Annotated in this window: 25 protein-coding genes; 10 read left to right on the top strand and 15 right to left on the bottom strand. The window is 71.8% G+C overall.

Annotation, left to right across the window (positions count from 1 at the left end; all coding sequences use genetic code 11):
• The first annotated feature begins 77 nt into the window (after window positions 1-77).
• Entirely contained in the window at window positions 78-554 is a 477-nt protein-coding gene (locus WFJ01_RS00845; protein WP_336627924.1) for a SixA phosphatase family protein, read from the top strand.
• Window positions 555-596: 42 nt separating this feature from the next.
• Here WFJ01_RS00845 and rlmN read toward each other — a convergent pair whose 3' ends face one another.
• A complete protein-coding gene (rlmN, locus tag WFJ01_RS00850; RefSeq protein WP_251442636.1) occupies window positions 597-1,850 on the bottom strand; it encodes a 23S rRNA (adenine(2503)-C(2))-methyltransferase RlmN in 1,254 nt (417 codons plus the stop codon).
• A 75-nt stretch (window positions 1,851-1,925) separates the two neighbouring features.
• Between rlmN and WFJ01_RS00855 the strand changes: the two genes are divergently transcribed.
• Entirely contained in the window at window positions 1,926-2,501 is a 576-nt protein-coding gene (locus WFJ01_RS00855; protein ID WP_336627925.1) for a ribosomal protein L7/L12, read from the top strand.
• A gap of 87 nt (window positions 2,502-2,588) precedes the next feature.
• Window positions 2,589-3,356: an ankyrin repeat domain-containing protein gene (locus WFJ01_RS00860; RefSeq protein WP_336627926.1), complete on the top strand. Its 768-nt coding sequence runs from the start codon at window positions 2,589-2,591 to the stop codon at window positions 3,354-3,356.
• A gap of 347 nt (window positions 3,357-3,703) precedes the next feature.
• Here the strand turns inward: WFJ01_RS00860 and WFJ01_RS00865 are convergent, their stop codons facing one another.
• From WFJ01_RS00865 to WFJ01_RS00885, 5 genes are all read right to left on the bottom strand, one after another.
• The gene (locus tag WFJ01_RS00865) at window positions 3,704-4,546 is read right to left on the bottom strand and encodes an SDR family oxidoreductase (RefSeq protein WP_251442644.1); all 843 of its coding nucleotides are present in this window, start codon (window positions 4,544-4,546) and stop codon (window positions 3,704-3,706) included.
• A 121-nt stretch (window positions 4,547-4,667) separates the two neighbouring features.
• Window positions 4,668-5,429 (bottom strand): SDR family NAD(P)-dependent oxidoreductase, encoded by a 762-nt coding sequence (locus WFJ01_RS00870; RefSeq protein WP_336627927.1) that lies wholly within the window; start codon window positions 5,427-5,429, stop codon window positions 4,668-4,670.
• Between the two features lie 144 nt (window positions 5,430-5,573).
• Window positions 5,574-5,765, bottom strand: coding sequence for a hypothetical protein (locus tag WFJ01_RS00875; protein WP_336627928.1), 192 nt, complete (start codon window positions 5,763-5,765; stop codon window positions 5,574-5,576).
• Window positions 5,766-5,849: 84 nt separating this feature from the next.
• Window positions 5,850-6,110: a DUF7218 family protein gene (locus WFJ01_RS00880; protein WP_251442650.1), complete on the bottom strand. Its 261-nt coding sequence runs from the start codon at window positions 6,108-6,110 to the stop codon at window positions 5,850-5,852.
• 159 nt (window positions 6,111-6,269) lie between these two features.
• Entirely contained in the window at window positions 6,270-6,605 is a 336-nt protein-coding gene (locus tag WFJ01_RS00885) for a DUF7882 family protein (protein WP_336627929.1), read from the bottom strand.
• Window positions 6,606-6,770: 165 nt separating this feature from the next.
• On the opposite strand from WFJ01_RS00885, the gene WFJ01_RS00890 reads away from it, so the two are divergent.
• A complete protein-coding gene (locus WFJ01_RS00890) occupies window positions 6,771-7,115 on the top strand; it encodes a DUF7882 family protein (RefSeq protein WP_295034528.1) in 345 nt (114 codons plus the stop codon).
• A 10-nt stretch (window positions 7,116-7,125) separates the two neighbouring features.
• Window positions 7,126-7,344 carry a hypothetical protein gene (locus WFJ01_RS00895; protein ID WP_336627930.1) on the top strand — a complete coding sequence of 73 codons (219 nt, stop codon included), beginning with the start codon at window positions 7,126-7,128 and terminating at the stop codon, window positions 7,342-7,344.
• Here WFJ01_RS00895 and WFJ01_RS00900 read toward each other — a convergent pair.
• Together WFJ01_RS00900 and WFJ01_RS00905 are read right to left on the bottom strand one after the other, a co-directional pair.
• Entirely contained in the window at window positions 7,341-7,871 is a 531-nt protein-coding gene (locus WFJ01_RS00900) for a hypothetical protein (protein ID WP_292883360.1), read from the bottom strand. The two genes, WFJ01_RS00895 and WFJ01_RS00900, sit on opposite strands and share 4 nt — an antisense overlap.
• A gap of 39 nt (window positions 7,872-7,910) precedes the next feature.
• Window positions 7,911-8,795 carry an SDR family oxidoreductase gene (locus WFJ01_RS00905; protein WP_442928022.1) on the bottom strand — a complete coding sequence of 295 codons (885 nt, stop codon included), beginning with the start codon at window positions 8,793-8,795 and terminating at the stop codon, window positions 7,911-7,913.
• Between the two features lie 193 nt (window positions 8,796-8,988).
• Between WFJ01_RS00905 and WFJ01_RS00910 the strand changes: the two genes are divergently transcribed.
• The 3 genes from WFJ01_RS00910 to WFJ01_RS00920 all read left to right on the top strand — a co-directional run bounded on the left by WFJ01_RS00910 (window position 8,989) and on the right by WFJ01_RS00920 (window position 10,429).
• The gene (locus WFJ01_RS00910) at window positions 8,989-9,243 is read left to right on the top strand and encodes a hypothetical protein (RefSeq protein WP_336627931.1); all 255 of its coding nucleotides are present in this window, start codon (window positions 8,989-8,991) and stop codon (window positions 9,241-9,243) included.
• A 109-nt stretch (window positions 9,244-9,352) separates the two neighbouring features.
• On the top strand, window positions 9,353-9,517 hold the full coding sequence (locus WFJ01_RS00915; RefSeq protein WP_251442670.1) for a hypothetical protein: 165 nt from the start codon (window positions 9,353-9,355) through the stop codon (window positions 9,515-9,517).
• Window positions 9,518-9,886: 369 nt separating this feature from the next.
• A complete protein-coding gene (locus tag WFJ01_RS00920; protein WP_442928029.1) occupies window positions 9,887-10,429 on the top strand; it encodes a phosphotransferase in 543 nt (180 codons plus the stop codon).
• A 99-nt stretch (window positions 10,430-10,528) separates the two neighbouring features.
• On the opposite strand, the gene WFJ01_RS00925 is transcribed toward WFJ01_RS00920, so the two are convergent.
• The 4 genes from WFJ01_RS00925 to WFJ01_RS00940 are packed head-to-tail and all read right to left on the bottom strand — an operon-like array spanning window position 10,529 to window position 13,624.
• Window positions 10,529-10,864, bottom strand: coding sequence for a carboxymuconolactone decarboxylase family protein (locus WFJ01_RS00925; protein WP_336627932.1), 336 nt, complete (start codon window positions 10,862-10,864; stop codon window positions 10,529-10,531).
• Window positions 10,861-11,271, bottom strand: coding sequence for a (R)-mandelonitrile lyase (locus WFJ01_RS00930; RefSeq protein WP_251442678.1), 411 nt, complete (start codon window positions 11,269-11,271; stop codon window positions 10,861-10,863). The genes WFJ01_RS00925 and WFJ01_RS00930 overlap by 4 nt, the downstream gene beginning before the upstream one ends.
• 37 nt (window positions 11,272-11,308) lie before the next feature.
• Entirely contained in the window at window positions 11,309-12,337 is a 1,029-nt protein-coding gene (locus tag WFJ01_RS00935; RefSeq protein ID WP_336627933.1) for a zinc-dependent alcohol dehydrogenase family protein, read from the bottom strand.
• A 12-nt stretch (window positions 12,338-12,349) separates the two neighbouring features.
• Window positions 12,350-13,624 (bottom strand): multidrug effflux MFS transporter, encoded by a 1,275-nt coding sequence (locus WFJ01_RS00940; protein WP_336627934.1) that lies wholly within the window; start codon window positions 13,622-13,624, stop codon window positions 12,350-12,352.
• 102 nt (window positions 13,625-13,726) lie between these two features.
• On the opposite strand from WFJ01_RS00940, the gene WFJ01_RS00945 reads away from it, so the two are divergent.
• Window positions 13,727-14,617, top strand: coding sequence for a helix-turn-helix domain-containing protein (locus tag WFJ01_RS00945; protein WP_292883336.1), 891 nt, complete (start codon window positions 13,727-13,729; stop codon window positions 14,615-14,617).
• Window positions 14,618-14,688: 71 nt separating this feature from the next.
• Here WFJ01_RS00945 and WFJ01_RS00950 read toward each other — a convergent pair whose 3' ends face one another.
• Window positions 14,689-15,483, bottom strand: coding sequence for a class I SAM-dependent methyltransferase (locus tag WFJ01_RS00950; protein WP_336627935.1), 795 nt, complete (start codon window positions 15,481-15,483; stop codon window positions 14,689-14,691).
• A 140-nt stretch (window positions 15,484-15,623) separates the two neighbouring features.
• Here WFJ01_RS00950 and WFJ01_RS00955 point away from each other — a divergent pair, with 140 nt between their 5' ends.
• On the top strand, window positions 15,624-16,412 hold the full coding sequence (locus tag WFJ01_RS00955; protein WP_336627936.1) for a helix-turn-helix transcriptional regulator: 789 nt from the start codon (window positions 15,624-15,626) through the stop codon (window positions 16,410-16,412).
• 165 nt (window positions 16,413-16,577) lie between these two features.
• Here the strand turns inward: WFJ01_RS00955 and WFJ01_RS00960 are convergent, their stop codons facing one another.
• Complete coding sequence (locus WFJ01_RS00960) at window positions 16,578-18,647, bottom strand: MMPL family transporter (RefSeq protein WP_336627937.1); 2,070 nt, start codon at window positions 18,645-18,647, stop codon at window positions 16,578-16,580.
• Between the two features lie 271 nt (window positions 18,648-18,918).
• Window positions 18,919-20,700, bottom strand: a complete 1,782-nt coding sequence (locus tag WFJ01_RS00965) for a glycoside hydrolase family 3 protein (RefSeq protein ID WP_336627938.1) — start codon at window positions 20,698-20,700, stop codon at window positions 18,919-18,921.
• Window positions 20,701-20,709: the final 9 nt, after the last annotated feature.

Below are 20,709 nucleotides of genomic sequence, written 5' to 3' on the forward strand. Positions count from 1 at the left end.
GAGCACGAGCCAGAGACCGTGCTCAGGGGGACGACTCGAAAGTGGGAACGGAGGGACCGCAGTGGCACGCTGTATCCATGAAGACCCTGCTCCTGGCCCGTCATGCCAAGTCCGACTGGGACGAGGCGGGACTGCGCGACCACGACCGGCCCCTGAATGCGCGGGGTCTCAGAGACGCCCCCGCGATGGCGCGGCGTCTCATCGACGAGGGCGTCGCCGCGCAGCGGATCGTGTCGAGCACCGCCGTGCGAGCGCGGCGCACCGCCGACGAGTACGCGGCGGCGTTCGGGATCGCGCCGGAGGAGGATCCCGACCTCTACGCGGCGTCCGCCCGCACGATCCTGCGGGTCGCCGCGGCCCTTCCCGACGAGGTCGAGGTCGCGATGCTCGTCGGCCACAACCCGGGGATGGCGGACGCGGTGGCCGAGCTCACCGGATCCTTCGTCGAGTTCCCGACCTGCGCCGCCGCCGAATGCTCCGTGGACGTCGGATCCTGGTCCGAGCTGATCGAGGGCTCGGGCCGGCTGCGTCGCCTGCGCACCCCGCGCGACTGACCGCCCGACCTCCACAGGTCGGAGCGGATACCGCGACCGGGATCAGGCCATCGCCGCGGCGGCGGCCTCGTCCTCGGTCGTCGCGACGAGCTGTCCGCAGGCGCCGTCGATCTCCTTGCCGCGGGTGTCGCGGAGGGTCGTCGGGATGCCGGCGTCGTTCAGACGGCGGACGAACTCGTCCTGCACGTCCTTCTCCGACGCGGTCCAGATGGATCCGGGAGTCGGGTTCAGCGGGATCGGGTTCACGTGCACCCAGCCGCGACCGCGGGCGTTGAGCTTCTCCGCGAGCAGGTCCGCACGCCACGGGTGGTCGTTCATGTCCTTGATCAGCGCGTACTCGATCGAGACGCGACGGCCCGTCTTCTCGAAGTAGCCGCGGGCGGCGTCGAGCGCCTCGTCGACCTTCCACCGGGAGTTCACCGGGATGAGCTCATCGCGGAGCTGATCGTCGGGGGCGTGCAGCGACAGCGCGAACGTGACCGGGATGTCCTCGTCGGCGAGCTTGTTGATCGCCGGGACCAGGCCCACGGTGGAGACGGTGATGCCCCGGGCGCTCATGCCGAGCCCCTCGGGCTGGGGCGCGATCATGACGCGCACCGCATCCATCACGCGCTTGTAGTTGGCGAGCGGCTCACCCATCCCCATGAACACGATGTTCGAGACGCGCTCCATCGAGTGGTCGTCGGCCTTCTTGCCGCCGAGCCCGCCTTCGGCGATGAGGCGGTTCGCGCGCACGATCTGCTCCACGATCTCCGCCGTCGACATGTTGCGCGTGAGCCCCGCCTGGCCGGTGGCGCAGAACGGGCAGTTCATGCCGCAGCCGGCCTGGCTCGACACGCACAGCGTGATCCGACCCGGATAGCGCATGAGCACCGACTCCACGAGCGCGCCGTCGTGCAGGCGCCACAGGAACTTGATCGTGTCGCCGCGGTCGGTCTCCAGACGCCGTACCTCGGTGAGCAGCGGCGGCAGCATCCCGGCCACCAGCTCGTCGCGCTGACCCGCCGGCAGATCCGTCATGTGGGCCGGATCCGACGTGTAGTGCGTGAAGTAGTGCGTCGCGAGCTGCTTGGCGCGGAAGCCGGGCAGACCCAGCTCCTTGACCTTCTCGACGCGCTCGGTGGGCGTGAGGTCGGCGAGGTGCACCGGGGGCTTCCCCCGCTTGGGGCTGGCGAACTGCAGGAGCGGACGCCCCTCGGCGTCCTTCTTCTGCGTCCAGCCTTCGGTGGCGGGGCGCACCTGGGCGGCGCGCTTCGTGGGCGCGCCGGAGCGGGCGGACGCAGGAGTCTCGGACATGTCTTCCAGGGTAGGGCCTGCAAGGTGCGAAGGCGCTGGGCGCGGCCCGGCGGATCCGCGCCGTACGCTGGCGGCATGCCCCTGTGGATCTGGATCCTCCTCGTCGCCGTCATCGTCATCCTGTTCGTCGTGATCGCCATGACGCTGCGGGCGATCCGGCCGAAGGCGCCGGAGCCGCTCGGGACCGTCCTCGCGACGCCGACGTCCGCGCCCGCCGACCCCGCCGCCCCGTCGCGTCGCCGACCGCAGTCCGCGGATCCCGGGCCGCTCACCCCGGCCGTGATCGCCGAGATCGACGCGCTCGTCGCCGGCGAGCAGAAGATCTCCGCCATCAAGGTGCTGCGCGAGCACTCCGGCCTCTCGCTGCGCGAGGCGAAGGACCAGATCGACGCGTGGGTGCCGTCCGCATCCGGCGGGGTGGAGGCGCCGCCCGTCTCCCTCGAGCGCTCCGGTCGACGCCCGGCGGGAGCGCCGCCCTACATCGGCGGGCTCACCGCGGCCGACGCCGTCGCGCAGCTCTCCGCGGAGGTGCGCGCGGAGATCGGCCGGCTCATCGCCGCCGATCAGAAGATCGCGGCGATCAAGCTGCTGCGCGAGGAGACCGGGCTCGGCCTCAAGGACTCGAAGGACGCCGTCGAGTCCTGGCGCTGAACGGCCGGTCCGCGCCGGATCCCCCGAGCCTCGACGGGATTCCCGCCCGCTCAGCGGACTCGGATCCGGCGATGGTATACCATTCCTATGACCTTCCCCGTATCTTCACGCGCACGCGCCGTCGGCGTGGTCGCGGGACTCGGCGTGGCCGCGCTGCTGATGTCCGGCTGCACCGCGAGCACGATCGAGGCCGTCGCCCTCCCGACTGTGACCGCCACCCCGCCGCAGACCCCACCCGCCCCCTCACAGAGAACCGAGGCTGAGATGACCGCCCTGAACTCCCGCCTGTTCGACGCCGCATCCGCCGGGGACGCCGATGCGGTCCGGACCGCGATCGCCGAGGGCGCCGACCTCGAAGCCCGCGGAGCAGGCGGGATGACCGCCCTGATCGCCGCCACCAAGGGCAACCGGATCGACGCCGCCCTCGCGCTCATCGACGCCGGGGCCGACGTGAACGCCAAGGACGACATTGTCGACTCGGCCTACCTCTACGCCGGGGCGCGCGGCCACGACGAGATCCTCCGCGCGACCCTCGATCACGGCGCCGACCTCCGCAGCACGAACCGGTTCGGCGGCACGGCCCTGATCCCCGCATCCGAGCGCGGCCACCTCGGCACCGTGAAGATCCTGCTCGCCGCGGGCGTGGATCCCAATCACGTCAACAACCTGAACTGGACCGCGCTGCACGAGGCGATCGTGCTCGGCGACGGCTCGCAGACGTACGTCGACATCGTGCGCACCCTCATCGCCGGCGGGGCCGACGTCACCATCCGCGACGGTGACGGCGTGCTGCCGCGCGAGCTCGCGGTCGCGCGGGGCTACCGCGACATCGTGGCCGCGATCGACAAGGCCTGAGCCCGGCACCGGGCGCAGAACTCAGGCTGGATCCGCCGACGCACGCACGGCAGGGCCGTTCCACCCGGAACTACGAACGTCCAGCCTGAGTTGCGCGGAGCGGATCCGCGCAACAGTCGCAATGCGGGGCCCCGCCCGGAGTGCGTGCCCCGCAAGGGCTCCTCGACGAGCTCCGACGCAACTCAGGCCAGGCGGGCAGGGATGGCCCCGATCCCGTCGTAGTCGGGCTGGATCCGACAATCCAGCCTGAGTTGCGCGGCCGTGCGCGTACACACCCCGACCCGGGCCGCCGCTCGGTCCGGGAAGACCCGGGCCGCGGCTCGCTCCAGGAAGGCCCGGGCCGCGGCTCAGTCCAGGAAGATGTCCGGGAACAGCTGGTCGTCGGGGGTGCCGGGCACGGCGGCGTAGCCGGAGAAGTCGGTGACCCCGGCCGCCTCGAGCACGTCCTCGACGATGAGCGTCTGACCGGTGTACTCACGGGCCGGCTGCGTCAGCACCGCATAGGCGGCGTCGGCGTACACCTCGGGGGTGCGGCTGACCTTCATCATGCGGTCGCCGCCGAGCGCGAACTGCACCGCGGCGGTCGCGATGGTCGTGCGGGGCCAGAGCGTGTTGGCCGCGATTCCGTCCTTCGCGAACTCGGCCGCGAGACCGAGGGTCGCCATCGTCATGCCGTACTTCGCGAGCGTGTACCCCGTGTGCGCACCGAGCCACCGCGGCGTGATGTTCAGCGGCGGCGACAGCGACAGGATGTGCGGGTTCGGGGCGTCCTTCAGCACGGGGACCGCCGCGCGGGACAGCATGAACGTGCCGCGCACGTTGACGTCCTGCATGAGGTCGTACTTCTTGGCCGCCAGGTCGAGGGATCCCGACAGGTCGATCACGCTCGCGTTGTTGATGACGATGTCGATGCCCCCGAACTCGCCCTGCGTCTTCAGGACGGCGTCGATCACGCTCTCGTCGTCGCGCACGTCCCCCACGATCGGCAGCGCCTGACCGCCCGCCGCGCGGATCTGTTCCGCCGCCGAGTGCACGGTGCCCTCGAGCTTCGGATGCGGGGTGTCGGTCTTCGCGAGCAGGGCGATGTTGGCTCCGTCGGCCGCCGCACGCAGGGCGATCGCGAGGCCGATGCCGCGGCTGCCGCCGGACATCAGGATGGTCTTGCCGGCGAGGGGCTTGTTCTCGGTCATGTGGTCCTCAGGTCTCTCAGGTCTCTGGAGGGCTGTCAGGGCTGTTCCGGTCGCAGGAGATGTCGTTCTGAGCGCGGCGAAGCGACATCTTCTGCGACGGGAGCGAGGAGACGGGATCCGGTCAGCGCGGCGCCATCCGGATCGCGCCGTCGAGGCGGATCGTCTCGCCGTTCAGGTATCCGTTCTCGACGATCTGCTGCACCAGCGAGGCGTACTCGTCCGGGCGGCCGAGGCGGGCCGGGTACGGCACCTGCTCGCCGAGGGAGTCCTGGGCGGCCTGCGGCAGGCCCGCGAGCATCGGGGTCTCCATGATGCCGGGGGCGATCGTGCACACCCGGATGCCGTAGCGGGCGAGCTCGCGGGCGATCGGCAGCGTCATCGCGTGCACGCCGCCCTTCGAGGCGGAGTAGGCGGGCTGGCCGATCTGTCCGTCGAACGCGGCGACGCTCGCCGTGTTCACGATGACGCCGCGATCGCCGCCGTCCGCGGGCTCGTTCTTCGCGATGACGGCCGAGGCCTGCGAGATCACGTTGAACGTGCCGACGAGGTTGATCCGGATGATGCGCTCGAACGCGGCGAGGTCGGCGGGGTTGCCGTCGCGGTCGAGCACCTTCGCGGGCGGCGCGATGCCCGCGCAGTTCACGACGATGCGCAGCGGAGCCGCGGCCTGGGCCGCGGCGACGGCGGCGGCGACCTCCTCGGCGCTGGTCACGTCGGCCGGCGCGAAGACCCCGCCCAGCTCGGCCGCGATCGCGGCGCCCTGCGACGAGGGGAGGTCAATGATCGTGACGGTCGCGCCGGCGGCCGCGAGGCGGCGGGCGGTGGCGAGGCCGAGCCCCGAGGCGCCACCTGTGACGAGAGCTCCGGATCCTGCGATCTGCATGGGCGTTCTCCTTCGAACCTGCAACTGAGTCTCAGCTTACGTGAGTCTGCGTCTCACGCATATCGAGGGAGGTCCGAGCCGACCTCCCTCGATAGCGAGCCTACGGCTCCGCGCCCTTCCCCGCCCGCCTCCGGTCAGGCGGTCTCAGCGCTCCTGCGTATCGCGCTCCGCAGCGATCCGGTCGGCCTCCGCGCTCTCGATGAGGTCCTCGTTGAGGTCGGGGTCGAGCTTCTCGTCGCCGTCGGGATCCTCCACGAGCGGGGAGTCCGGGTTCTCCGGGTCCGCCGGGTGCTCCGGGTCCTCCGGGATCAACGGCATCGCGGGGTTGTTCGTCATGGTCTCACTCCTTCGTTGTTACGGGGCGGGAGCGACTGCTCTCCGCCTCTGCGATGGTCCGCGCGCGGCCGGCGCCCGGACGCATCAGTGGTCGCGCAGCAGATGGATGAGCTCCTGCTTCCTCTTGCCGGAGTAGCCGTGCAGGCCGAGCTCCTTCGCGCGATGGCGCAGCTCGTCCACGGTCCAGTCGTCATAGGAGCCGGATTCACCGCCCCGCCGGCCGACCGCGCTGCGCCCCTCCTTCGCCGCCGCGTTCGAGATGCGCGCGGCCTTCTGCTTCGAGTTCCCCTCGTCGCGCAGCTTCTCGTAGAGCTCGGGATCCTTCAGCTCCGGCTGACCGGGCATGTCGTCCTCCTTCGTCGCGGTGCGGACGCTCCTCGTGATGCGGCCGCTCGTGCGCGTCACGCTACGAATCGGCCTCGCCCTCGACCACGGGGTTGACAAAGACCCGATTCGCATCCCGGCGCGCCGCGCGCTCGCGTGCCCGCGCCGCGCACCCGCGTGCTAGATGCGACCGCCGTCGTCGATCTGCATCTCGTCGACCTGCGTCGGCTCCGGGATGAGCCGAAGCCCCGCGGGCGTGTTCGCCAGCTGGCTGAGCGCTTCGACCCAGAGCCGGTTGAGAGGCGGACGACGGCCGCCGTGATAGGTGAAGACCATGGTGCTGCCGGGGTGGATCCAGACCGCCGTACGCCCGTGCCCGACGCTCGGGTCATCCTTCCAGGTGAAATAGAAGGGCTCGCCTCGGCGGAGCTTGTTGGCGACCACCATCTGCACGTGGGCCAGCGCACGGTCGTCCAGATCCGCATGCGTCTGACCCTCATAGGTGAATCTGCCCATATCGTTCACAGCCTCCTCGGCTCTTGCCCGCGTATCGTCCGTCCCCGAGGACCATCATCGCCCGCGCCGGAGCACGATGGCAGCCCCTCGACGGAGAGGATGCGGCCGTGGTACTCGTACGGAGCGCGAAAGCGGATGCGACGGAGCGAGATCGAGGAGGACCGGATGGGAATCATCTACTACGGCGGGGCGGAGTCGCCGATCCACATCGAAGACGCGGTGCTCGCCCATCTCAAGATCGTGATCGCCACGAAACTGCGTCGCAACGAGAGCTTCACCCTGTCCTTCCAGCACGGAAGCGGCGAGCCGACGGGGAGGACCACGATCTGGCTGCATCCGGCGATCCCCCTGCGCTTCGTCTTCGACGAACCCGTGGCACCCGAACTGGATCCCGGGCTCATCAAGGACCTCGCCAGCTCCGCCAACACCTCAGGGGGCATCGCGATCAAGCGCGAGCACATCCTGAGGGCGAGCGGCGGGACGTACGACCCGGAAGACCCGGGAGAGTGAGGAGAACATCATGGAACCCGAGATCCCTGTGCTGCCCGAGGTGCACCGGTGGTGGCCCCACCTGTCCGCGCGCTCCAAGCAGAAGCTCCAGGAGCAGGAGGACGGCCTCGTCCCCGACGACGTCCGCGAGGAGATCGAGCGGATCGTCGGCGGGACGGTCGAGCCGACCGCACGGCTGAGCGACGGCGATCGCACCTTCATCCACACCCAGCAGGAGATGGTCGACTAGCGCGCGGAATCGCGCTCCTCCGACGCGTCGCGCTGTCCGGCCTCCGCCTCATGCGCGGCGGCGTCTCTGGCTGCCTCGGATCGCTGCGGGTAGTCCGGGCGCTCCGGCTGCTCGCGCTGATCGGAGAACTCCCCGCCTTCGCGTCCGCCGAAAGGGCGGCCGTGGTCCGCGTACTCGTCGCGCACGAAGACGAGCCGCCACGGCCCGAGCGTGAAGCGCGCGCCGGTGCGCAGCACCTCGACGTCCCGCCGCTCCTCCTCCGCCGACTTCTCGATGTTCGCGCTCGTCTCCCCCGGCCCGCGCATGTCGAGCTCGTACTCGTCCCGGGAATCGTGGCGGATGATCGCGTGCACCGGCTCCGTGCCGGGCAGGCGCAAACCCGCGTCCCGGCCCGAGCCGATCGTGACCCCGTCGTCCGGGATGTCGAACACCAGCCGGCTCTCCGCCGAGGCCACGAGCAGCCGCGGTCGTCCGGCGCCCCAGTCCGCGTGCGTCGTGGGCTCGGGATGTGCTTCCGTCTCGTTCATGACTCGGTTCCTTCCTGCGTACCGTAGTGATGCGATCGCTCAGAGATGGCGACCGCCCGTGACCGGGATGACGCCGCCGGAGACGTAGGACGCATCCTCCGAGGCGAGGAAGACATAGGCTCCCGCGAGTTCCGCCGGCTGTCCGGCGCGACCGAGCGGGGTGTCCTCGCCGAACGCCGGGAGCTTGTCCGGCCAGCCCGTCGCGGGGATCAGGGGCGTCCAGATGGGGCCCGGTGCGACACCGTTGACGCGGATGCCGTGCGGGCCCTGCTGCTCGGCGAGCATCTGGACGAAGGCGACGAGCGCCGCCTTCGTGAGCGCGTAGTCGAACAGTCCCGGCGACGGGTCGTAGCCCTGGATGGAGGTGGTCGCGATGATCGAGGATCCCGGACGCAGATGCGGAAGCGCCTCCTGCGCGAGCCAGAACGGCGCATAGAGGTTGGTGCGCATGACCCGGTCGAACTCCTCCGGCGGGATCTCGTCGATCTCGCCCCTGCTGCGCTGGTAGGCGGCGTTCAGGACGAGGATGTCGAGACCGTCGAGGCTCTCCGCGGCATCCGCGATCAGCTCCGCGCACTGATGCTCGTCCGTGAGGTCGCCCGGGAGCAGCACCGCGCTCTTGCCCGCCTGGCGGATCCACTCCGCGGTCTCCTCCGCGTCCGCCTGCTCCTCCGGCAGGTAGCTGAGGGCGACGTCCGCCCCCTCCCGGGCGAACGCGATCGCGACCGCCCGCCCGATTCCGGAATCCCCACCCGTGACGAGCGCATGCCTGTCGGGCAGCCGGCCGGAGCCGCGATAGCTCTCCTCGCCGTGATCCGGGCGCGGTTCCGTCTCCTGCAGCAACCCGGGCTGGTCGTTGTGCGGATCCGGCGGATCGTGCAGCGGGCGGTACTTCGTGCGTGGGTCGGTCATGCTGTAGCTCATGCCGGGCACGCTAGACAGAGCTCGCCGCCGTCACGAGGGGCTTGACGTTCGCGGGCGCAGTGCCTACGGAGCGACGGCGCCACCGACTCTCCGCCGTTGTGCGCGCGACGGCTAGCCCCCGCCGAGCCGCCTGTCAAGAGCCGTGACCCCGGCCGATCCACCGCGCATCCTCGATCATGACGAGGGGAGTGAGATGTCGATGACGACACCGACGCGCTTCGAGATGCGCCGGCTCACGGAGGACGAGTGGCTGATCCTGGACGACGACTTCGAGCGCAACGACGCCCGGCACACGGTCGCCTGCGTGAGCCGCGTCTGCGCGGATCAGGTCGACGTCGTGTGGCTGCGGCCCGTGGCGGAGAGGACCCGCTATGCCTCCGTCGCCGACGTGCTGGAGGCCGATCGCACCGCACAGTCTGCACGGCCCGGAGCCGATGAAGCGTGGTGAGGACCGCCCCCTGCCATCGGGAAGCCCCCGCCGTCAAGCCCCTGTCCTCCCGCCCGTGCCCGCCCTACGGTGATTCCGCGCCGCACCCGCGGCACGGAAGGAGTCCGTCATGAACATCCTCTTCGTGATCATCATCATCGTCGCGATCATCCTCGCCATCACCGGTGGCCTCGTGCAGTCCCTGAACTTCCTCCTCTGGGTCGGACTGGTGCTGCTCGTCCTCGCCGTGATCGCCTGGCTGCTGCGGTCGCTCACCGGTCGCCGGACGCCCTGAGCCGCATGCGCTGAGGCACCTGCCCGCCCCGATCGACGAGGATCCGGAGCAGGGACCCGACTCGGGGAGGGCCGGTGACACCGGCTCTCCCCGCTTCGTCGCGGGGCAGGATGGATCCATGAGCATCCCACTCGGCGACGTCCCGATCCCCGAGCGCGTACTCGTCCTGGCCCGCGGCGCCGCACTGACGCCCGTGTGGGAGAACGGCATCGGCGGCCTCACGTTCCGCACCGACGACGGCCGGTTCGTCAAGTGGGGCCCGCGGCATCTCGAGGCATCGGCGGCCTCACGTTCCGCACCGACGACGGCCGGTTCGTCAAGTGGGGCCCGCGGCATCTCGAGGCATCGATGGCCGCGGAGGCGGAGCGGATGGGCTGGGCGTCGACGTGGGCCACGGTGCCCCGGGTGCTCGCTCAGGGCGAGGACCGCACGCACGAATGGCTGGTCACCGCAGCCCTCCCCGGGCGCAGCGCCGTCGACCCGCACTGGATCGCCCGCCCCGAGATCGCCGTCCGGGCGGTGGGGTCGGCCCTGCGCGCCCTGCACGACGCCCTTCCTCCGGAGCGGTGCCCGTGGAACTGGGGCGTGCCGGCGCGCCTCGCGAACGCCGCGGACCGCGGTATCGCCGTGCCGGAGCGGCTGCACGACGCGCCGCCGATCGACCGGCTCGTGGTCTGCCACGGCGACGCGTGCGTGCCCAACACGCTCCTCGATGACGCCGGCCGGGGCATCGCGCACGTCGATCTCGCGGCGCTCGGCACCGCGGATCGATGGGCGGACATCGCCGTCGCGTCGATGAGCACCGAGTGGAACTACGGCCCCGGGTACGAAGACCTGCTCATCGAGGCCTACGGCCTGGAGCCCGACCGCGAGCGCCTCGCCTACTACCGCGACCTCTGGGACGCGACCTGAGGGGATCCCTTCGGTCGCGCGCCGGGTGGGGTCGGGTCGGCGCGGTCCGCCCGGGTGGTGGCGGATCCGGCTCGGCTCAGGCGACGCCGCGCCGGCGCCTCACGCCGGATTTTCCTCCGCCGGAGCACCGAACACCGCGCGTGCCCGGGCGATCGCGGCCATCGCCCGGGGCCAGCCGGTGTAGAACGCGAGGTGGGTGATCGCCTCCACCAGCTCGGGCTCGGTGACCCCGTTGTCGCGCGCGAACGCGAGGTGGAAGTCCAGCTGTTCGACCGCGCCGAGCGTGACGAGTGCCGAAACCGTGACGAGGCTCCGGTCTCGCTTGGCGAGGGCATCGCGCTCCCACACCTCGTCGAAGAGCACCGCATCCGTGTAGTGGGCGAGCGCGGGGGCGATGTCGCCCACCGAGCGCCGGCCGCCGGTCCATCCCGTCATGCGAGGCTCTCCCCGCGATACTCCTCGTCCGTCACGTGTTCCTTCCACACCGTCGTGGTGGCGGGGTCGTCACCTGCTTCGAGCATCGCGAGGTGCTCCATGAAGCAGTCGGCTGCGGCGCCGTGCCAATGATCCTCGCCGGGCGGGGTGTAGAGCGTCTGGCCCGGGTGCAGCTGGACGACCGTCCCGTCCCGGCCTCCGACCAGGGCGACCCCGCTCGTCACCCGCAGATACTGTCCCCGCGCATGCGAGTGCCAGGCGGTGCGGGCACCCGGCGCGAAGCGGACGAGCGCGACGGTCATGCGCTGATCCGCCTCGTGCGGCGCGGCGATGCGGTCCAGCCAGACGTCGCCGTGGAACTGCTCCGGCGGGTTCTTGGCCGTGGGCGCGGTGGGTTCGATGTTCATGGATGCTCCTTCTTCTCAGGGATACCCGGCGGTCCGATCAGTCCGTGGTGAGCAGCACCTTGGTGGCACGGCGCTCGTCCATGGCACGGTAGCCCTCCGCCGCGTCCTCGATCGAGAGCGTCAGGTCGAAGACGGCACCGGGATCGATCCGGCGATCCCAGATGAGCGCGACGAGCTCGGGCAGGAACCTGCGCACCGGTGCGGGTCCGCCGTGCAGGTGCACGCTGGAGAAGAACAGCTCGGAGCCGTCCAGCGCGACGTCGTGCGAGACCCCCACGAAACCGACGTGCCCGCCGGCGCGCGTGGCGCGGATCGCCTGCTCCATCGATTCCTGGGTTCCGACGGCCTCGATCGTCGAGTGCGCCCCGAGACCCCCGGTGAGCTCTCTGATCCGCGCGACGCCCTCGTCGCCGCGCTCCTCGACGATGTCTGTCGCGCCGAAGCGTCGGGCGAGCGCCTGCCGGTCGGCGTGGCGGGACATGACGATGACCCGCTCCGACCCGAGCTGCTTCGCCGCGAGCGCACCGAGGAGGCCCACGGCGCCGTCGCCGACCACGGCCACGGTCCTGCCGGGGCCGGCCTCGGCGGCGACCGCGGCGAACCAGCCGGTCCCCAGCACGTCGGACGCGGCCAGCAGCGAGGGCACGAGGTCGGCCGGCGGCTCCCCCGGCATCACGACGAGCGTGCCGTCGGCGAGCGGGATCCGCGCGTACTGCGCCTGGGTGCCGATCGAGCCCATCATCACCTGGTGCACGCACCGGGACGGGTAGCCCGCCGCGCAGATCTCGCAGGTGTTGTCGCTGGCGACGAAGGATCCGACGACGTGGTCGCCGGGCCGGATCCGGGTCACCTCCCCGCCGACGCTCTCCACGACCCCGATGTACTCGTGGCCCATCCGCTGACCTCCGGCGCGGATCGCCTCGGCGCCGCGGTAGGGCCACAGGTCGGATCCGCAGATGCAGGTGGCGGTGACACGGATGATCGCGTCGGTCGGCGCGACGATGACGGGCATGTCGAGCTCTTCGGTCCGGACATCGCCCGGGGCGTGCATGACGACTCCACGCATGGTGGTCTCTCCTCAGTGTGCGGTGATGACAGGTGCGGTGGCGGCGGACGGGCCGCCGGATCCGGCTTCGGCGGCCCCGCCCCGGCGGGGACGGGCGAGCACCGCGAACGAGACGGCGGCGAGGACCGTCGCAGACACGGTGAGCAGTCCGAGCGGGAGGATGCTGGCGGCCCCCGCGACTCCCACGAGGGGAGCGGCGATGCCGCCGAACCCGTAGCGGACCATCCCGAGCAGCGACGACGCCGTGCCCGCGATCTGCGGGTACTCGACGAGGGCGAGCGTCGTGGCCGGCGGAGAGGCGGTCGCGGCGCCGCTCGCGAGGGCGAAGAGCGAGACGAGCACGACCCAGAGCGGCATCGGGAGGATTCCCGCGACGAGCAGTCCGAGCGCCCCCAGGCCGGTGATCGCGATCCCCGCGGTGAGCGTGCCGCGGACGCTCCACCGCTCGGCGGCACGGCCGGCGATGTAGCCGAAGAGCATGAACCCGGCCGAGTTGGCTCCGAACGCGAGCGCGTAGCCCTGCGGCGACAGACCGTAGATGTCCTGGAGCACGTAGGTCGCGCCGGCGAGATAGGCGAACACCGCCGCGTACAGGAAGCCCTGGCTCAGCACCGCGCCGAGGAAGACCCGGTCCGCCAGCAGCGTGCGGAAGTCCCGCAGGGTACGCGCCCAGCCGCCGGTCGTGCGCTGCGCCGCGGGCAGGGTCTCGCCGAACGCGAACAGGGTGATCACGAGGATCGCGGATCCGATCACGGCGAGGAAGAGGAACAGCCCGCGCCAGTCGACGACGCTGCTCAGCACGCCGCCGAGGAGGGGCCCGACGATCGCGGCGAATCCGCCCACCACGGTGAGCCGGCCGTAGAAGCGGATGAGCGCTCCGCCGGCGTACACGTCACGGCCCGCGGCCTGCGCGATCACGATCCCGACGCCGCCGGCCAGGCCCTGAACGAAACGGGCCGCGATCAGCAGGCCGACCGAGGGCGCGGCCGCGCAGAGCAGGGAGGTGCCGATGTAGGCCGCGACCCCGATCAGCAGGATCCCCCGTCGTCCGAAGCGATCGGACAGGGGCCCTGCACCGAGCTGGCCGAGCGCGAGCCCGACGAGGCACGCGGTCACGGTCAGCTGGGCGATCGAGGTCGCCGCACCGAGCTCACGCGTGAGGGCGGGGAGCGCCGGCAGATAGAGGTCCATCGAGATCGGGCCGAACACGGTGAGCAGGAGCAGCAGTGCCGACAGCAGCCTCGAGGAGGCGGGCCGTGCGGCGGATCGGAGGTCGGTGCGGTCCATGAGGACCACTCTCCGCCCGATCCCCCGCCCGTGGGAGTCCCTGTTGAAGGGGGTACTGGCAGGGCATCCCTCCCGCGTCGGGATCGGCCTACTCTGCTGTGCATGGACAACAGAGCCGAGGTGCGCGAGTTCCTCATGACCCGTCGCGCCCGCGTCTCCCCCGAGGCCGCCGGGCTGCCCGCGGGAGCGAACCGCCGCGTCGAGGGTCTGCGCCGCAGCGAGGTGGCGGCGATCGCCGGGGTCAGCGTGGAGTACTACGCGAAGCTCGAACGCGGCGCGATCGCCGGGGCCTCGTCGGCGGTGCTCGACGCGCTCGCCGAAGCTCTGCAGCTCGACGACGCCGAGCGCTCCCATCTGCTCGACCTCGCCCGTGCCGCCGACGGCATCCCCACCAGCGGCCGCGCCCGACGCCGCGGAAGCGGACGCCCGGCACCGCTGCGCCCGAGCCTGCAGTGGGCGCTGTCCTCGATCACCGACGGGGTGGCGTTCGTGCGCGACCCGCGGCAGAACCTGCTCGCCACCAACGCCCTGGGGCGGGCGTTCTACTCCCCCGTGATCGGCGACGGAGGGCGCACGCCGAACCTCGCCCGCTTCCAGTTCCTGGATCCGGCCGCCCGAGACTTCTATCCCGAGTGGGATCTGTTCGCGCACATGTGCGTGGGAGTGATGCGGGCGGAGGCGGGGCGGGATCCGCACGACACCGCGCTGCAGGAGCTCGTCGGCGAGCTGTCGACGCGTAGCGAGGTGTTCCGCCGGCTCTGGGCCGAGCACGACGTGCGCCGCCACGGAGCCGGCACCAAGCATTTCCGCCACCCCGTCGTGGGCGACCTGACCCTCGCCTACGAGGAGCTCGCGATCACCGCGGAACCCGGAAACGTGCTCCTCGTGTACACGGCCGAGCCCGGTTCGCCGTCGGCCGAGGGGCTCGCGCTGCTCGCGTCCTGGGCGGCCACGCAGGAGCCCGATCGCTCCGCCGCCGCAGCAGCGGACTGACCGGGCCGACCCGTCGCCGCAGCAGCGGACCGACCCGGCCGACCCGTCGCCGCGAGCGCCGCCGGAAGGGCTCAGCCGACGCGGCAGAGGATCTCGCCGTGAAGCACGGAGAGCCAGCCGTCGTCGCTCGCGGCCCACTCGCGCCAGCCGTCGCTGACGCGCTGCAGGTCTTCGGGGGTCGCCTCGCCCGCGTCCAGGAGCTGGCGAGCGATCGCGGAGTCGAGGATCCGATCCGCCCACATGCCACCCCACCACGCGCGGTCCTCCGTGTTCGCGTAGCACCAGGTGCTCGAGGTGGCAACGACGTCGGTGAGCCCTGCCGCATGCGCCCATGACAGCAGCACCCGGCCGGCGTCCGGCTCCCCTCCGTTCGCGTGGGCCGCGGTGCGGTAGAGATCGAGCCACGTGTCCAGTGCCGGGATGACCGGCCACCAGCGGAAGCCGCCGTAGTCGCTGTCGCGCACGGCGACGATCCCGCCCGGCTTGGTCACCCTGGCCAGCTCGCGCAGCGCCTGCACCGGATCCGCGACGTGCTGCAGCACCTGGTGCGCGTGCGTGACGTCGAAGCTGTCGTCCGGGAAGTCCAGGGCATGCACGTCGGCGACCCGAAACTCGATGTTCGTCACTCCGCGCTCCGCCGCGGTGGTGCGGCTGAGCCCCAGCTCCGCCTCGCCGATCTCCGTGGCCACGACCTCGGCGACGAGTCCCGCGAGATCCGCGGTGATCGTGCCGGGCCCCGCGCCCACGTCGAGCAGGCGGTCCGTCGGACGCAGGTGCGGCAGCAGGTGCGCGGCCGAGTTCTGCGCGGTGCGCCAGCGGTGCGATCGCAGCACCGAATCGTGGTGTCCATGGGTGTAGGCGGGCATCGGGTCTCCTCCGCTTCGGGTGTTCTCGATCCCCAGCGTTCCGGTTCGGTGCGCCGCGGGGAAGACCGTAGTCTTCCTAGGAGCGCCGCACCCTCCCGCGCGACGCGGATCCTCTCTTCCCGAACTCCCGGAGGCCGCGGATGTCGAACGCACTCGGAGACTTCCTCCGCGCCCGGCGCACCGATGCGCGCCTGCAGACGGAGGCGCCGCGGACCGGCGGCCGCCGTCGCACCACCGGTCTGCGCCGCGAGGAGGTCGCGACCGCGGCCGGCATCAGCGCCGACTACTACACACGGCTCGAGCAGGGCCGCGAGACCCACCCCAGCGACGCCGTGCTCGACGCGCTCGCCCGTGCGCTGCGGCTCGATCCGGACGCCGCCGACCACCTGCGCCGCCTGCGCGACGCGCACCCCGGCACCGCCCGCTCCGAACCCGTGGGCGCGCCCGTCGTGGACCCGGCGCTCGTGGCCCGCATGACGACGCTGGTCGAGACGGTGCGCCCCAATCCGGCCTACGTGCTGGATCGGCTCAGCACGGTCGTCGCCGCCAACCCCGAGGGGCTCGCGCTGCACGAGGGGCTCGCCGATCTCCCGCCGGATCAGCGCAACACCTGCCGCTCCCTGCTGCTCGACGCCCGGGCCCGCGAGACGTTCGTGGAGTGGGAGGAGCTGGCCCGCGGAGCCGTCGCGCACCTGCGCGCGGCGAACGTCGACGACCTGCAGGATCCGGAGCTCGTGGCCCTCGTCGAGGAGCTGAGCGCGCAGAGCCCGCTGTTCCGCACCTGGTGGAACGGCCACCTCGTGCAGCGCCGGCGCGGCGACATCACGCACGTCCGCTCCGCGGACGGCACCGTCACCGCGCGCCGCTACGAGGTGCTGCACCTGCCCGAGGACGGCGTGCGGATGACGCTCTGGCTCCCCGCCGCCTGACGCCGCCTCTCCCTCGCCCGGCGTCGCCCCGCACCCGCGCACCCCGCGCACCCCGCGCACCCGCGCACCCGCGCACCCGCGCACCCGCGCATCCGCGAGACCGAACCTGCGTCCCGAGACCGACGAGGAGAACCGCGGTCTCGTGACGAGAGTTCGGTCTCGCGGTTAACGACGAGGGCGTCGCGCGGGGCGTCGCAGCCGGCCGGGCCACCAGATCCGGTCACCGACGAGGGCGAAGATCGCGGGCACGATCACGGTGCGCACCACGAGCGTGTCCACGATCACGCCGACGCCGACGATGAGGCCGAGCTGGCCGAGGGTCACGAGCGGCAGCACCCCGAGGGCGGCGAACACCGCCGCCAGCACGATGCCCGCGCTCGTGATCACTCCGCCGGTGTGCGCGATCGCCTCGACCATGCCCTGCCGCGTGCCGCGGTCGACCGCCTCGGCCCGGGCGCGGTGCACGAGGAAGATCGTGTAGTCGATGCCCAGGGCGACGAGGAAGAGGAAGGCGAGCAGGGGCACCTGCAGGTCGAGCGCATGCTGGCCGAACAGCACCCGGCTCAGCCAGGCTCCGGCGCCGATCGCGGCGAGCGCGCTGGCGAGGTTCACGACGAGCAGCAGGACCGGGGCGACGATCGAGCGCAGCAGCACGAGCAGCACGAGGAAGCTGACCAGCAGCACGAGGGGCGCGATGAGCAGCAGATCCTGCTGGTTCCCGGTACGGGCGTCGAGGTCGGTCGCGACCGCTCCGCCGACGAGCGCCTGAGCGTCGGGGACGGCGTGCACCGCGTCGCGCAGGGCGGTGATCTGGCTCAGGCTCCTCCCGGTGCTCGGCGCGTACTCGCTCGTCACCATGATCTTCGTGAGGTCGCCGTCGGCGGTGGTGCCGATCGGCTGCACGCGCACGACCCCCTCGACGTCCTTCACCGCGGTGACGACGTCCTGCGCCTGCGCGGTGTTGGCGACGATGAGGATCGGCTGCGCCTCGCCCGCGGGGAAATGCGCCGAGAACACCTCGAGCCCCGCCGCCGACCCCGACGGCACCCGGAACTTCTCCCCCTGATCGAGCCCGACGGAGGTGCCGAACAGGCCCGCCGCCATCACGGCGAGCAGCGCGCCGCCCGCGAGCAGCGCCACGACCGGGCGCCGCCCGACGCCCCCGGCGATCCCGCGCCAGATCCGTCCCTGCCGGCGCTCGTCGCCGGGACGCGGCACCAGGGGCCAGAACACGGCCCGCCCGCACACGGCGAGCAGCGGCGGGAGCAGGAAGAGCACGGATCCGAGCGCGATCAGCAGCCCGATCGCCGAGGAGACGCCGAGGCCGTGCGTGCCGGGGATGACGGCCAGCACGAGCGTGAGGAGGGCCAGCACCACCGTCACGTTGGATGCGATGATCGCGGGCGCGGTCTGCCGCCAGGCCGTGCTCAGCGCCGCGCGATGATCCTCGGTCGTCTGCAGCTCTTCGCGGTAGCGCGAGATCAGGAGCAGCGCGTAGTTCGTCCCGGCTCCGAACACCAGCACGCTGATGATGCCGGCATCGAACTGCAGACCCCAGGCGGATCCGGCCGCCGCGGTGATCCGGCCCGCGAGTCCGTCCGCCAGGGCGACGACCGCGAGCGGGATCAGCCAGAGGATCGGCGAGCGGTAGGTCACGATGAGCAGGATCGCGACGATGAGGATCGTGACGATCAGCAGGGTGAAGTCGGCGCCCTCGAAGGACGAGGCGATGTCGGCGCCGAACGCCGGACCGCCGGTGACCTGCAGTACGAGACCGCGGGGGGCGTGCGCGGCGACGTCGGAGCGCAGCGCGGTGATCGCCTTCGCGTTCTCGGCGTTGACGTCCGTTGCCGTGATCGGGGTGATGATCACCGCAGCCTTCCGGTCCTCGCTGACCACGGGACCCGACGGATCCGCCGCCGCGCGGTCGCCCAGCACCGGCACCAGCTCCTTCAGCCCCGCCAGGTCCGCCTCGGACAGCGCCCCGCCGTCCTCCCGCGAGGCCACGACGAGCACCGACTGCCGGTCGGCGTCCGGGAAGGTCTTGAGCAGCTCGGAGACGCGGGTCGACTCCGCACCGGCCGGAGCCTGCGCGTTGCCGCCCGGCGCCTTGGCCGAGCCGAAGGCGCCGAACAGCAGCACCATGAGGACGAGGACGAGCCCGAGCGAGATCCACGCGCCGCGGCGCGAGGTCAGGGCATCGGAGAGGCGCGAGCGCGCGACGGAATCTGCCATGCCTCCAGTCCACCGGCGTGCGCGCCGTCCGCCATCGTGCACAAGGTGGAACGAAAGATCGATCGAAGGGACGAGACCGAACCCGCCTCCCGAGACCGATGAAAGGAACGGCGGTCTCGGGACGAGGGTTCGGTCTCGCGGTCACCGCACAGCGCGGGCGTCGCTCCCGCCGAACACCGGACGCGGCGCCCGTGCAGACATCGTCCGCACGAGCGCCGCGCTCGTGGTGCCGGGCGCCCCGAGATCTCGGGGCGCCCGGGGAATGAGGGCGTCAGTACCGCAGGCCGTGCCCGAACCGGAAGGTCGGGTTCTCGGTGTCGAACGCGACGTCCGACCGGCTCGCGACGACGGCCGCGTCGGAGCGGGGCAGGTCGAACGGCAGCGAGCCCTGCGGTCCGCGCTCGCCGAACAGCACCCGCAGCACGGCCGCATCCGAGGCGCCGTAGTCGGCCAGCACCGCACGGGCCGCGTCCTCGAGTCCGCCGAGCACGGCGGGCCGGTCGAGGTAGATGTCGATCACCGTGGGAACGGTCTCGGCGATCGCCGTCAGGCGCGCGTGCTCCTCGGCCGGGAACTCCAGGGATCCGGAGTGGAACAGGTCGCTGAAGCCGCCGCGGTCGCGGTCCTCGAACGGCGCCTTGATGCGCAGGATCGCGACATCGGCGTCCTCCGGGCTCTCGACGACGGTCGCGTAGGCGGCGAGCGCGTCGGCGGCCACCCCCTCGGCATAGACCTTCACGCCGCGCGCGAGCGGCAGGATCGGGGATCCGCCGTCGACCGCGCCGTTGGTCAGCAGCGTGAGCGAGTCGCTCTGCGCGTCCAGGCCCTCGGCGACGAAGTCGGCACGGCCGACGAGCGACTCCGCCGCCTCCTCGTCGACGAACGGGTTCTCGAAGAGGCCCAGCCGGAACTTCTCCCGCAGCAGCCGCCGCACCGACACGTCCAGGCGCGCCTCGGAGACCTCGCCGCGCTCGACGAGTCCGCGCAGCTCATCGGTGCAGAGCTCGCCGCCGAACTGGTCGACGCCCGCGTCGAGCGCCTTGACGATACGCTGCGGACGGGTGAGGTCCTCGACGCCCCAGGCCCGGGCCGGCATGTCGGCGCCGAACACGACGACGTCGGTGAGCAGGCCCCAGTCGGTGCAGACGATCCCGTCGAACCCGAGGCGGTCGCGCAGCAGATCCGTGAGCACCCCCTTGTTGAAGCCGAAGCCGACCTCCTCCCAGTCGGTGCCGACCGGCTGGCCGTAGTACGGCATCATCTGGGTCGCCCCGGCGCCGATCGCCGCGATGAACGGGCGCAGGTGGTACTCCTGCTGGCCGCCCGGGTAGACCTGCTCCTTGCCCCACTCGAAGTGCGGGTCCTCGCCGTCGAGCTGCGGGCCGCCGCCCGGGAAGTGCTTGACCATGGTCGCGACCGAGTCGGGCCCGAGCTCGGGGCCCTGGAAGCCGCGGATGTAGCCCACCACGAGGCGCGAGGGGAGATCCGCGTCCTCGCCGAACGTGCCAGCGATCCGAGACCAGCGCGGCTCGGTCGCGAGGTCGATCTGCGGGTGCAGTGCGACGCGCAGACCCACCGCGAGGTACTCCTGCCGCGCGATGTCGGCGAAGCGCTCGAGGCGCTCCGGGGAGGCCAGGGCCGCGAAGCCGAGCGTCTCCGGCCACTGCGAGAACGGGCCCGCCATGAGCGAGGTGAGCGGGTTGTCGCTGAACGAGTGCCGCGGATCCGTGGAGAGCGTGATCGGGATCCCCAGCGGCGTGTCCAGCGCCATCCGCTGCAGCGCGTTGTGCCAGGCGGCGAACTCGCGGCCTCCCGGCGCCGCGCCGAGCAGGTTGAAGTGGCTCATCCGGCGCTTGCGCACCATGGAGGAGATCGAGGGGAGGCCGAAGGTCGGGTTGCCCTCGTCGAGGTCGGCGTAGGCCGCCATGGTGTGGAACAGCATCCCGACCTTGTCGGCGAGCTCCATCCGGCCGAGCAGGTCCTCGACGCGCTCGTCGATCGGCAGGGAGGCGTCGCGGTACGGCAGCGGGGCCTCGTTCACGGTGTCCGTCATATCGATGTT

It is taken from the genome of Microbacterium sp. MMO-35 (genome assembly GCF_037147555.1).
GTDB lineage: Bacteria > Actinomycetota > Actinomycetes > Actinomycetales > Microbacteriaceae > Microbacterium.